This is a genomic window from Dongia sp., from assembly GCF_041905885.1.
GTDB lineage: Bacteria > Pseudomonadota > Alphaproteobacteria > Dongiales > Dongiaceae > Dongia.
Window position 1 is genome coordinate 92,396 of sequence record NZ_JAYRKD010000021.1, and the last position, 12,363, is coordinate 104,758.

A 12,363-nucleotide genomic window follows, 5' to 3' on the forward strand; every position below is an offset into this window, starting at 1 on the left:
ACCCCGCCGGAAATCCGGCGGGGTTTTCGTCACATTTAGGCGAAGAAAACGCGGCTTTACGCAGCGCCCGCCTTCGGCTCGGACGAGGCGTCCGGCAGAGCCGCCGGGGCCTTCTGAGCCTGGAGCTCGCGATCGCGATCGGCAGCAAGCTGCTTGAAGCGCGCCATCACCGAGCCCGTGCCGGCCGGGATCAGGCGACCCACGATCACGTTCTCCTTCAGGCCGATCAGCGTATCGACCCGGCCGGAGACCGCCGCCTCGGTGAGGACGCGGGTGGTCTCCTGGAACGACGCCGCCGAGATGAAGGAGCGCGTCTGCAGCGAAGCCTTGGTGATGCCGAGCAGCACCGGGGCTCCCTGGGCGAGACGGCCGCCTTCCTTCAGGGCCTTCTGGTTCTCTTCCTCGAACTCGCCGCGGTCGACCTGCTCGCCCGCCAGGAAGGTGGTATCGCCCGGCTCGGTGATCTCGATCTTCTGCAGCATCTGGCGAACGATCACCTCGATGTGCTTGTCGTTGATCTTCACACCTTGCAGGCGATAGACCTCCTGGATCTCGTTGATCAGGTACTGCGCCAGCGCTTCGACGCCCATGACGTTGAGGATGTCATGCGGCACCGGGCTGCCGTCCATCAGGTAGTCGCCCTTCTGGACGTAGTCGCCTTCCTGCACCGAGATGTGCTTGCCCTTCGGGATCAGGTATTCGAACGACTGCTGGCTGGCATCCTCCGGCACCACGACCACGCGACGCTTGGTCTTGTAGTCCTTGCCGAATTCCACGCGGCCGGCGATGTCGCTGATGATCGCGAAGTCCTTCGGCTTGCGGGCCTCGAACAGTTCCGCCACCCGCGGCAGACCGCCGGTGATGTCGCGGGTCTTGGTGCCTTCGCGCGGGACACGGGCCAGCACGTCGCCGGCGCGCACCGCCGCACCGTTCTCGACCGAGAGAATGGCGTCGACCGAGAGGAAGTAGCGCGCCTCGATGCCGCTCGGCAGCATGATCAGCTCGCCCTTGTCGTCACGCAGCGTGATGCGCGGGCGCAGGTCGTTGCCGCGCGGCTGCTGCTTCCAGTCGATGACCACCCGGTTCGAGATGCCGGTGGTGTCGTCGACAACTTCGCGGACCGACACGCCCTCGACGAGGTCGATGTAGTTCACGATGCCGTCGCGCTCGGTCAGGATCGGCAGAGTGTACGGATCCCACTCGGCCAGCTTCTGACCCTTGGTCACCTTGGCGTCCTGGTCGGCCAGCAGCTTCGCGCCGTAGGGCACGCGATGGCGCGCACGCTCGCGGCCCTGGTCATCGACCAGGACCAGCTCGCTATTGCGGCCCATCACGACCGGCAGGCCCTCGCTGTTGATGACGACGTTGCGGTTCTTCACCTGCAACACCGCCTCGTAGGTCGCCTCGATCGAGGACTGCTCGGCGCCGCGCTGGGCGGCACCGCCGATGTGGAAGGTACGCATGGTGAGCTGGGTGCCCGGCTCGCCGATCGACTGCGCCGCGATCACGCCGATCGCCTCGCCGATGTTGACCGGGGTACCGCGGGCGAGATCGCGCCCGTAGCACTTGCCGCAGACGCCGGTCGGCGCCTCGCAGGTCAGCACCGAACGGATCTTCACCACGTCGATTCCGGCCCGGTCGATCGCATCGACCAGAGCTTCGTCGATCAAGGTGCCGGCCTTCGCCACCATTTTGCCCGAGAGCGGATCCTTCACGTCCCAGGCGGTCGTGCGGCCGAGAATACGCTCGGCCAGCGGCGCGATGACCTCGCCGCCTTCGACCACCGCCTTCACCGTCAGACCGTCGGCCGTGCCGCAATCCTCGATCGTGATGATCGCGTCCTGCGCCACGTCGACCAGACGACGGGTGAGGTAGCCCGAGTTCGCCGTCTTCAAGGCGGTGTCGGCCAGACCCTTGCGGGCGCCGTGGGTCGAGTTGAAGTACTCGAGCACGGTCAGGCCTTCCTTGAAGTTCGAGATGATCGGCGTCTCGATGATCTCGCCCGACGGCTTGGCCATCAGGCCGCGCATGCCGGCCAGCTGCTTGATCTGCGCCGCGGAGCCGCGGGCGCCGGAGTGCGCCATCATGTAGACCGAGTTGATGTTGACGCCGGTCGAGTTCTTCGACATCGACTTCATCATCTCTTCGGCGACCTTGTCGGTGCAGGTCGACCAGACGTCCACCACCTTGTTGTACTTCTCGCCCTGGGTGATCAGGCCGTCCTGGTACTGCTGCTCGAACTCCTTCACCTTCTCCTGAGCGTCGGCGACCAGGCGGTGCTTGCTCTCCGGGATGATGAGGTCGTCCTTGCCGAAGGAGATGCCCGCCTTGCAGGCCTGGCCGAAGCCCAAGCCCATCATGCGGTCGGCGAAAATCACCGTCTCCTTCTGGCCGCAGTGACGATAGACGGCGTCGATCACATTGGTGATCTCCTTCTTCGTCAGCAGGCGGTTGATGATCGAGAACGGCAGGTTCGGATGCTTCGGGAAGATCTCCGAGAGCAACATGCGGCCCGGCGTGGTGCCGATCACCTTGGTCACCAGCTTGCCGGAGTCGTCATAGACCTCGAGCCGCGCCTTGATCTTGGTGTGCAGGGTCACGGCCTTGGCTTCGAGCGCATGCAGCAGCTCGGCGATCGAGCCGAACGCCATGCCGTCGCCCGGCTGATTGTCCGCTTCCATCGTGAGGTAGTAGAGACCGAGGACGATGTCCTGGCTCGGCACGATGATCGGCTTGCCGTTCGCGGGGCTGAGGATGTTGTTGGTGGACATCATCAGCACGCGGGCTTCGAGCTGGGCTTCCAGCGACAGCGGCACGTGGACCGCCATCTGGTCGCCGTCGAAGTCGGCGTTGAAGGCGGTGCAGACCAGCGGGTGCAGCTGAATGGCCTTGCCTTCGATCAGCACCGGCTCGAAAGCCTGGATGCCGAGGCGATGCAGGGTCGGCGCGCGGTTCAGCATCACCGGATGCTCGCGGATCACCTCTTCGAGGATGTCCCAGACCTCCGGACGCTCCTTCTCCACCATGCGCTTCGCCGCCTTGATGGTCGAAGCCATGCCGTAGAGCTCGAGCTTGGAATAGATGAACGGCTTGAACAGCTCGAGCGCCATCTTCTTCGGCAGGCCGCACTGGTGCAGCTTCAGTTCCGGACCGACGACGATGACCGAACGGCCCGAGTAATCGACGCGCTTGCCGAGCAGGTTCTGACGGAACCGGCCCTGCTTGCCCTTCAGCATGTCGCTGAGCGACTTCAGCGGACGCTTGTTGGCGCCGGTGATGACGCGGCCACGACGGCCGTTGTCGAACAGCGCATCGACCGCTTCCTGCAGCATGCGCTTCTCGTTGCGGACGATGATGTCCGGCGCCTTCAGCTCGATCAGGCGCTTCAGACGGTTGTTGCGGTTGATGACGCGGCGGTAGAGGTCGTTCAGATCCGAGGTCGCGAAGCGGCCGCCGTCGAGCGGCACCAGCGGGCGCAGCTCCGGCGGGATGACCGGGATCACGTCCATGATCATCCATTCCGGCTTCGAGCCGGATTCCAGGAAGGCATCGACCAGCTTCAGGCGCTTCACCAGCTTCTTGCGCTTGGCCTCCGAGCCGGTTTCCCGCAGCTCGACCTTCATGGTCTCGCGCTCGGTCTCCATGGTGAGAGCCGAGAGCATGGTCTTGATCGCCTCGGCGCCGATGCCGGCCTGGAACGAGTCCTGGCCGTACTCATCCTGCGCGTCCAGGTACTGCTCCTCGCTCAGAAGCTGGTGCAGCTTCAGCGGGGTCAGGCCCGGCTCAATGACGACGTAGTTCTCGAAGTAAAGGATGCGCTCCAGATCCTTCAGGGTCATGTCGAGCAGCAGACCGATGCGGCTCGGCAGCGACTTCAGGAACCAGATGTGCGCGACCGGCGAGGCCAGCTCGATATGGCCCATGCGCTCGCGGCGCACTTTCGAGAGCGTGACTTCAACGCCGCACTTCTCGCAGATGATGCCGCGATACTTCATGCGCTTGTACTTGCCGCACAGGCACTCGTAGTCCTTGATCGGCCCGAAGATGCGGGCGCAGAACAGACCGTCGCGTTCCGGCTTGAAGGTTCGGTAGTTGATCGTCTCCGGCTTCTTGATCTCGCCGAAGGACCAGGAACGAATCCGCTCGGGGCTCGCGATCGCGATCTTGATCTGATCGAAGGTCTGCGTGCCGCTCGGCTGGCCGAACACGTTCATCAGTTCTTGGTTCATACCCATCTCCATCCTGCCGCCCTGTCGAGAGCGGCGATCCGATTCAGTCTACTTAGTAGTTCGTCTGCGTCAGCTCGACATTGAGACCGAGCGACCGGAGTTCCTTCACCAACACGTTGAAGGATTCCGGGATACCGGCCTCGAAGTTGTCGTCGCCGCGGACGATCGCCTCGTAGGTCTTGGTACGGCCCGACACGTCGTCCGACTTCACCGTCAGCATTTCCTGCAGCGTATAGGCGGCGCCATAGGCCTCGAGGGCCCAGACTTCCATTTCGCCGAAGCGCTGACCGCCGAACTGCGCCTTGCCGCCCAGCGGCTGCTGGGTGACCAGGCTGTATGGGCCGATCGAACGCGCGTGGATCTTGTCGTCCACCAGGTGGTGCAGCTTCAGCATGTAGATGTAGCCGACGGTCACCGAACGCTCGAAACGCTCGCCGGTGCGGCCATCGGTCAGATGCACCTGGCCCGAGCGGTGCAGCCCGGCCTTCTCCAGCATCTGGACGATGTCTTCCTCACGCGCGCCGTCGAACACCGGCGAGGCCACCGGAACGCCGTTCCGGATGTGCTCCGCCATCTCGATCAGCTGATCGTCCGGCATGTCCTGGATGTCATGCTTGAACGACTTGTCGCCGTAGATGTCCTTCATCGCCTTCCGGAGATCGGCGGTCTTGCCGTTCTCGTGGTGCAGCTTGTCGAGCATCTGCCCGACCTGCTTACCGAGGCTGGAACAGGCCCAACCCAAATGTGTCTCCAGAATCTGCCCGACGTTCATGCGCGATGGCACGCCCAGCGGGTTCAGCACGATATCGACCGGGGTGCCGTCCTCGAGATACGGCATGTCTTCCGCCGGCACGATCTTCGAGACCACGCCCTTGTTGCCGTGACGGCCGGCCATCTTGTCGCCCGGCTGCAGCTTGCGCTTCACCGCGACGAAGACCTTGACCATCTTCATGACGCCCGGCGGCAGCTCGTCGCCGCGCTGCAGCTTCTCGACCTTGCTCTCGAAGCGCTTCTCGAGGGCCTGGATGCTCTCGTTGAACTGCTTCTTCAGGGCCTCGATCTCGGCCATGCGCTTGTCGTTCTTCACCGAGATCTGGCGCCACTGGCCCGGCGTGAACTCGGAGAGCACCTTGTCGGTGATCTTGGTATCGGGCTTCAGGGCCTTCGGGCCGCCCGCCGCGGTCTGATTGAGCAGCAACTCCTTCAGACGCGAGTAGACGTTCCGCTCGAGGATCGCCTTTTCGTCGTCGCGATCCTTGGCCAGACGCTCGATCTCGGCGCGCTCGATCGCCAGCGCACGTTCGTCCTTATCGACGCCGCGGCGCGAGAAGACGCGCACTTCCACGACCGTGCCGGACACGCCCGGCGGCAGGCGCATGGAGGTGTCGCGCACGTCCGAGGCCTTTTCGCCGAAGATCGCGCGCAGCAGCTTCTCTTCCGGGGTCATCGGGCTTTCGCCCTTCGGCGTGACCTTGCCGACCAGGATGTCGCCCGGCTTCACTTCGGCGCCGATGTAGACGATGCCGGCTTCGTCGAGGTTCTTCAGGGCCTCTTCACCCACGTTCGGAATGTCGCGGGTGATTTCTTCCTGGCCGAGCTTGGTGTCGCGGGCCATCACCTCGAATTCCTCGATGTGGATCGAGGTAAAGACGTCGTCGCTGACGATCCGCTCGGAGATCAGGATCGAGTCTTCGAAGTTGTAGCCCTGCCACGGCATGAAGGCGACCAGCACGTTCCGGCCGAGCGCCAGCTCGCCGAGATCGGTCGACGGACCGTCGGCAATGATGTCGCCCTTGTCGACGATGTCGCCCACCTTCACCAGCGGACGCTGGTTGATGCAGGTGTTTTGGTTCGAGCGCTGGAACTTCAGCAGGTTGTAGATATCGACGCCGGGTGCCGCATGATCGGTCTCATCGGTGGCGCGGATGACGATACGGGTCGCGTCCACCTGGTCGATGATGCCGCCACGGCGTGCGCCGATGGCGACGCCCGAGTCGCGGGCGACGGTGCCTTCCATGCCGGTGCCGACCAGCGGGGCCTGTGCCTGGAGGAGCGGCACCGCCTGACGCTGCATGTTCGAGCCCATCAGCGCGCGGTTGGCGTCGTCGTTCTCGAGGAACGGGATGAGCGCCGCGGCGACCGACACGAGCTGCTTCGGGCTGACGTCGATGTATTCGATGTCGTCCTTGCGGGCCATGATGAAGTCGCCCGCGCGACGGCAGGAGATCAGGTCATCGACCAGCTTGTTCTTGGCATCGACCGCAGCGTTGGCCTGGGCGATCGTGTACTTGCCCTCTTCCATCGCCGAGAGATAGATCACCTCGTCGGTCACATGGCCCTTCTCGACCTTGCGATACGGGCTCTCGATGAAGCCGTACTGGTTGATGCGGGCGAAGGTCGCCAGGCTGTTGATCAGGCCGATATTCGGACCTTCCGGGGTTTCGATCGGGCAGATCCGGCCGTAATGGGTCGGATGCACGTCGCGCACCTCGAAGCCCGCGCGCTCGCGGGTCAGACCGCCCGGCCCGAGCGCCGAGAGACGGCGCTTGTGGGTGATCTCGGAGAGCGGGTTGGTCTGGTCCATGAACTGCGAGAGCTGCGACGAGCCGAAGAACTCGCGCACCGTCGCCGCCGCCGGCTTGGCGTTGATCAGGTCGTGCGGCATGACCGTGTCGATCTCGACCGAGCTCATGCGCTCGCGGATCGCACGCTCCATGCGCAGCAGGCCAAGGCGATACTGGTTCTCGAGGAGCTCGCCGACCGAACGCACACGGCGGTTGCCGAGATGGTCGATGTCGTCGATCTCGCCGCGACCGTCTTTCAGCTCGGTCATGACCATCAGGATCGCGAGGATGTCTTCCTTGCGGAGCACGCGCGTCTGGTCGTCGGCGCCCTTCGGATCGAAACGATCCTCGGACAGCACCGAGAGACGCGAGTTCATCTTCACGCGGCCAACCGAGGAGAGGTCGTAGCGCTCGAGGTCGAAGAACAGGCCGTTGAACAGCGCTTCCGCGGTGTCCAGCGTCGGCGGCTCGCCGGGGCGCATGACGCGGTAGATGTCGATCAGCGCTTCCTCGCGGCCCGAATTCTTGTCGGCGGCCAGCGTGTTGCGGATGTACGGACCCACCATCACGTTGTCGATGTTGAGGGTCGCGATCTCCTTGATGCCCGCTTCATCGAGCTGGTCGAGCACCGCCTGGGTGATCTCGTCACCGGCCTCGATGAAGATCTCGCCGGTGCTCTCGTTGATGAGATCGCCGGCCGAGAAGCGGCCCAGCATCTCTTCCGGCTGCACCAGCTGTTCCTTCAGCCCCTGCTCCTGGAGCTTGCGGGCGACGCGCGGGGTCATCTTCGAGCCGGCTTCCGCCATGACCTTGCCGGTCTTCGCGTCGACGAGGTCCGCGAGCATCTTCATGCTCTTCATGCGCGAGGGATCGAAGGCGGTGGTCCAGCCCTTCTTGGTCTTCGAGAAGACCACGCGCTTGTAGAAGAAGTTCAGGATCTCTTCCGGGGACATGCCGCCGAAACGACGATCTTCCTCGGTGAGCGGCTCGCCCTTGGCGATCTTCGCCGCCGCTTCCTTGCCCCAGAGGGCGAGCAGCAGCGTGGTCGCCGGCAGTTTGCGGCGACGGTCGATGCGGACATAGGCGAGATCCTTGGCGTCGAACTCGAAGTCGAGCCAGGAGCCGCGATAGGGAATGACGCGGGCCGCGAACAGGTACTTGCCCGAGCTGTGGGTCTTGCCCTTGTCGTGGTCGAAGAACACGCCCGGCGAGCGGTGCATCTGCGAGACGACGACTCGCTCGGTGCCGGCGACGATGAAAGTGCCGGAGCGGGTCATCAAGGGCATGTCGCCCATGTAGACGTCCTGCTCCTTGATGTCGCGGATGGAGCGCGCACCGGTCTCTTCGTCGGTGTCCCAGACGACCAGGCGCAAGGTCACCTTCAAGGGTGCTGCGAAGGTCATGCCGCGCTGCTGGCATTCCTCGACGTCGTATTTCGGCTCTTCGAGCTCATAGCGCACGAATTGCAGCTCGGCCTTCTCCGAGAAATCGCGGATCGGGAAAACCGAACGGAAAACTTCCTGGAGGCCGATGCTCTGCCGGTTCTCCGCGGCCACGCCGATCTGCAGGAACTGGTCGTAGGAGCTTTTCTGCACCTCGATCAGGTTCGGCATCGTCGTGATTTCGGAGATCCGTCCGAAAGTCCTGCGGATACGCTTGCGGCCAGTCAGGGATTTGTTCATCGCATTCCTCGCGTCAGTTCGCGCCCGATCTCGAACGCCAAGTGCCGTATTCCCTTTCGGACTTCTCCATCCAGGCGGCCACGACAGCCGTTCCGATCGTTTGAAATCGACGCCGATCGGAGCGTCACTTCAGGCGGAAAATCGCCTGTCTTTAGAAGGCGTGGAAGCGCCGAGCCTTGCGGCCGGCGCTTCCCCATCCCAATCGGCCTAAAGAAGGCCGGCCGCCGAACTACTTCAGCTCGACCTTAGCGCCGGCTTCTTCCAGCTTCTTCTTCAGGTCGGCGGCTTCCTGCTTGTTGACGCCTTCCTTCACGGGCTTCGGCGCGCCCTCGACCAGGTCCTTGGCTTCCTTGAGGCCCAGGCCGGTGATCGCGCGCACTTCCTTAATCACGTTGATCTTCTTCTCGCCGCCATCGACGAGGACCACGGTGAACTCGGTCTTCTCTTCGGCCGCAGCCGCGCCACCGGCGCCACCGGCCGGAGCAGCAACCGCAACCGCGGCCGCCGCCGAGACGCCCCAAGCCTCTTCGAGCTTCTTGGAAAGCTCGGCAGCCTCGAGGACGGTCAGCTTCGAGAGCTCGTCCACCAACTTCTGCAGATCAGCCATTGTATTCTCCTAGTTTCGACTTAAACGGGTTTGAACTTCTTCTGAGCTCGGGATCGGCCCACCGGAATCAACCGGCAATCAGGCTTCGCCCTTCTTGGCATAGGCGCCAAAGACACGAGCCAGCTGGCCGGCGGGAGCCTGCAGCACCGTCGCGACGCGGGTCGCGGGGGTCTGCAGCATGCCGATCAGCTTGGCGCGAAGCTCGTCGAGGCTCGGAAGCGTGGCCAAAGCCTTGACCGCGTCCGGACCCAGCACGTCGGCGCCCATCGAGCCACCGACGATCTTGAGCTTCTCGTTGCTGTTGGCGAAAGTGACGGCGACCTTGGCGGCTGCAATCGGATCCGACGAAAAAGCAATCGCCGTCGGACCTTTCAGGAGCTTTTCAAGGCCTTCGTACTTCGTGCCCTTCAGAGCGAGCTGTGCCAGCCGATTCTTGGCCACTTTGTAGCCGGCGCCCGCGGCCCGCATCTTGCGACGCAGATCGCTGACCTCGGCGACGGTCAGGCCGCTTTGCTGGGTGATCACCACCAGCTCTGCGTCCTTCAACGTCTCCTGGATCTCGGACACCAGTTTCTGTTTGCCAGAACGGTCCACTGTTCGTCTCCGATATTGGTCCGGGAACTCAAGACTCCCGAACCGGTTACGATTGGACCTTCCGGAGCCGATCTTGCGATCGGAGGTATCCGGAAAGTCCGGCGTACCTGTCCCAGAAGTTCAAGCCGCGTTTCGTCTAAAAAACCGGAGGCCGGTTTCATCGGCGAAATCGCTTCAACTCCCGTCTGTGCAGGCGGGAACCGGAGTTCCCATTACCCTCTACAGAAGAGGACCAGCAGTCTCGGACAGGGCAGCGGGATCAAATAAGAGCCCGCCGAAACCGCCGCCCTTCGTCGAAGAGCGGCGGAATTCTCAACTTACTCAGCCGCGGTCGGCGCAACGGCCACTGCGCTGATATCCAGCTTCAGGCCGGGGCCCATCGTGGAGCTGATCGACACCTTCTTCATGTAGGTGCCCTTGGCGCCGGCCGGCTTGGCCCGGCTGACCGCGTTGATCAGCGCCTTCACGTTCTCGACCAGAGCCTGCTCGCTGAAGCTCGCCTTGCCGACGCCGGCGTGGACGATGCCTTCCTTCTGCGCGCGGTATTCGACCTGACCGCCCTTGGCCGCCTTGACGGCCTCGGCGATGTCGTTGGTCACGGTGCCGAGCTTCGGGTTCGGCATCAGGCCGCGCGGGCCCAGGACCTTACCGAGCTTGCCGACGGTCACCATCATGTCCGGCGACGCGATCACCCGGTCGAAGTCCATTTGGCCCGCCTGGACCTTTTCCGCAAGGTCATCGGCGCCGACGAGATCCGCACCAGCCTTCTTCGCGGCTTCCGCCTTCTCGCCCTTGGCGAAGACGGCGACGCGAACGGTCTTGCCGGTGCCATGCGGCAGCGAGATCACGCCGCGCACGTTCTGGTCGGCATGCTTCGGATCGATGCCGAGGTTGAAGGCCATCTCGATGGTCTCGTCGAACTTCGCCTTGGCGCGTTCCTTGACCAGCTTCACGGCCTCTTCGACCGAGTAGAACTTGTTGCGGTCGAGACCCTTCGCGGCCGCCTTGTAACGCTTACCGGCCATGATCAGCCCTCCACCACTTGCAGGCCCATCGAGCGCGCGGAGCCCTTGATCATCTCCGCAGCGGCGTCGAGGTCATGCGCGTTCAGGTCCGCCATCTTCGTCTTGGCGATCTCGCGGCACTGGCTCATCGTCACCTTGCCGACGAAGGAACCGATACCAGTCGTCTTCGAGCCCTTCTCGATCTTCGCGGCCTTCTTCAGGAAGTAGCTGGCCGGCGGAGTCTTGGTCACGAAGGTGAACGAGCGATCCGAGAAAGCGGTGATCACCACCGGGATCGGCATGCCATGCTCCAGCTGCTGGGTCGCCGCGTTGAACTCCTTGCAGAACTGCATGATGTTCAGGCCGCGCTGACCGAGCGCCGGACCGACCGGCGGGGACGGATTGGCCTTGCCGGCCGGAATCTGCAACTTGATATAGCCTTCAATCTTCTTCGCCATAGTCCAACCTCATATTCGGGCAACTCATCCCTATCCGGGAAAGAGCTGGGCCCTCGGGTTTCGCGGTCAAAGGCCTGGCGGACCTCCCGCATGTTCCGACGGTCCCGCCGTCGGTCGGTCTCACGCAAGCTGGAAGGTCAGACCTTCTCGACCTGCGAATACTCAAGCTCGACCGGCGTGGCGCGACCGAAGATCGACACCGCCACCTTCAAGCGACCCTTCTCCTCGTCCACTTCCTCCACCATGCCGGTGAAGGAGGTGAACGGGCCGTCGTTGACGCGGACCTGCTCGCCGATCTCGAAGATGATCGCGCGCTTCGGCCGCTCGATGCCTTCCTGCACCTGGTGCTGGATCCGCATCGCCTCGGCTTCCGAGATCGGCGTGGGCTTGCCCTTGCCGCCGAGGAAGCCGGTCACCTTCGGCGTGTTCATGACGAGATGCCAGGTCTCGTCGGTCAATTCCATCTTCACCAGGACATAGCCCGGGAAGAACTTGCGCTCGGCATTCACCTTGGTGCCGCGCCGCATCTCGACGACCTCTTCGGTCGGGACCAGCACTTCCGAGACCAGGGTCGACATGCCCATCTGCGTGGCCTGCTCGCGGATCGACTGGGCGATCTTGCGCTCGAAGCCGGAGTAGACGTGCACCACGTACCAACGCTGCGCCATGCTCAGCCCCCGAAGCCCAGGATCGCGGTGATCCCGGTCGAAAGCAGGGCATCGACCGCCAGGAAGAAGATCGACGCCATAATCACCATGACGAAGACCATCGTCGTGGTCAGCATGGTCTCCTTGCGGCTCGGCCAGGTGACCTTCGCCACCTCGGTCCGGACCTGCCGGAAGAACTCGACCGGGCTCTTGCTTGCCATCTGCGCCATCTAATTCCGTCTTTGTCCGCTTTCGTTTCCAGTCGCTTTGTCAGCTGGCAGGGGCAGCAGGGATCGAACCCGCAACCTTCGGTTTTGGAGACCGACGCTCTACCAGTTGAGCTATGCCCCTATGCGCGACTGAATTCTAAAGTCGTTCCCTTGTCTCTTTTCAGTACGACGGGCGGCCGGTGGTCTGGCCGCCCTTCGCTCGAGTCTTTCCGATCGAGTGACTTACTCGATGATGCTGGCGACGACGCCGGCGCCGACGGTGCGGCCGCCTTCGCGGATCGCGAAGCGGAGGCCTTCGTCCATCGCGATCGGCGCAATCAGGTGCACCTCCATCGAGATGTTGTCGCC

The 12,363-nt window shown here is 63.5% G+C and carries 8 protein-coding genes, 1 tRNA gene and 1 pseudogene; all 10 read right to left on the reverse strand.

Going from position 1 to position 12,363, the window contains the following annotated elements:
* Positions 1 to 56 precede the first annotated feature (56 nt).
* Positions 57 to 4,229, reverse strand: a complete 4,173-nt coding sequence (gene rpoC / locus ACH2CY_RS19775) for a DNA-directed RNA polymerase subunit beta' (protein WP_395021106.1) — start codon at positions 4,227 to 4,229, stop codon at positions 57 to 59.
* Between the two features lie 52 nt (positions 4,230 to 4,281).
* A complete protein-coding gene (gene rpoB / locus ACH2CY_RS19780; protein WP_395021108.1) occupies positions 4,282 to 8,475 on the reverse strand; it encodes a DNA-directed RNA polymerase subunit beta in 4,194 nt (1,397 codons plus the stop codon).
* A 229-nt stretch (positions 8,476 to 8,704) separates the two neighbouring features.
* On the reverse strand, positions 8,705 to 9,082 hold the full coding sequence (gene rplL / locus ACH2CY_RS19785; RefSeq protein WP_395021109.1) for a 50S ribosomal protein L7/L12: 378 nt from the start codon (positions 9,080 to 9,082) through the stop codon (positions 8,705 to 8,707).
* Positions 9,083 to 9,160: 78 nt separating this feature from the next.
* Positions 9,161 to 9,676: a 50S ribosomal protein L10 gene (rplJ, locus tag ACH2CY_RS19790; RefSeq protein ID WP_395021111.1), complete on the reverse strand. Its 516-nt coding sequence runs from the start codon at positions 9,674 to 9,676 to the stop codon at positions 9,161 to 9,163.
* A 317-nt stretch (positions 9,677 to 9,993) separates the two neighbouring features.
* Positions 9,994 to 10,707, reverse strand: a complete 714-nt coding sequence (gene rplA, locus ACH2CY_RS19795) for a 50S ribosomal protein L1 (protein WP_395021119.1) — start codon at positions 10,705 to 10,707, stop codon at positions 9,994 to 9,996.
* The gene (gene rplK / locus ACH2CY_RS19800; protein ID WP_395021113.1) at positions 10,704 to 11,138 is read right to left on the reverse strand and encodes a 50S ribosomal protein L11; all 435 of its coding nucleotides are present in this window, start codon (positions 11,136 to 11,138) and stop codon (positions 10,704 to 10,706) included. Before rplK ends, rplA begins: the two co-directional genes overlap by 4 nt.
* A gap of 137 nt (positions 11,139 to 11,275) precedes the next feature.
* Positions 11,276 to 11,806 (reverse strand): transcription termination/antitermination protein NusG, encoded by a 531-nt coding sequence (gene nusG / locus ACH2CY_RS19805; protein ID WP_395021114.1) that lies wholly within the window; start codon positions 11,804 to 11,806, stop codon positions 11,276 to 11,278.
* 2 nt (positions 11,807 to 11,808) lie between these two features.
* Positions 11,809 to 12,006 (reverse strand): preprotein translocase subunit SecE, encoded by a 198-nt coding sequence (gene secE, locus ACH2CY_RS19810; RefSeq protein WP_395021116.1) that lies wholly within the window; start codon positions 12,004 to 12,006, stop codon positions 11,809 to 11,811.
* 54 nt (positions 12,007 to 12,060) lie between these two features.
* Positions 12,061 to 12,136, reverse strand: a tRNA-Trp gene (locus ACH2CY_RS19815).
* A gap of 101 nt (positions 12,137 to 12,237) precedes the next feature.
* Positions 12,238 to 12,363, reverse strand: a pseudogene (gene tuf / locus ACH2CY_RS19820) (elongation factor Tu); the annotation flags it as partial.

What these genes read in the sequence shown, in the direction of transcription:
- rpoC (WP_395021106.1), bottom strand. Translation starts at nt 4,229, where the DNA reads ATGAACCAAGAACTGATGAACGTGTTCGGCCAGCCGAGCGGCACGCAG.
- rpoB (WP_395021108.1), bottom strand. Translation starts at nt 8,475, where the DNA reads ATGAACAAATCCCTGACTGGCCGCAAGCGTATCCGCAGGACTTTCGGA.
- rplL (WP_395021109.1), bottom strand. Translation starts at nt 9,082, where the DNA reads ATGGCTGATCTGCAGAAGTTGGTGGACGAGCTCTCGAAGCTGACCGTC.
- rplK (WP_395021113.1), bottom strand. Translation starts at nt 11,138, where the DNA reads ATGGCGAAGAAGATTGAAGGCTATATCAAGTTGCAGATTCCGGCCGGC.
- nusG (WP_395021114.1), bottom strand. Translation starts at nt 11,806, where the DNA reads ATGGCGCAGCGTTGGTACGTGGTGCACGTCTACTCCGGCTTCGAGCGC.
- secE (WP_395021116.1), bottom strand. Translation starts at nt 12,006, where the DNA reads ATGGCAAGCAAGAGCCCGGTCGAGTTCTTCCGGCAGGTCCGGACCGAG.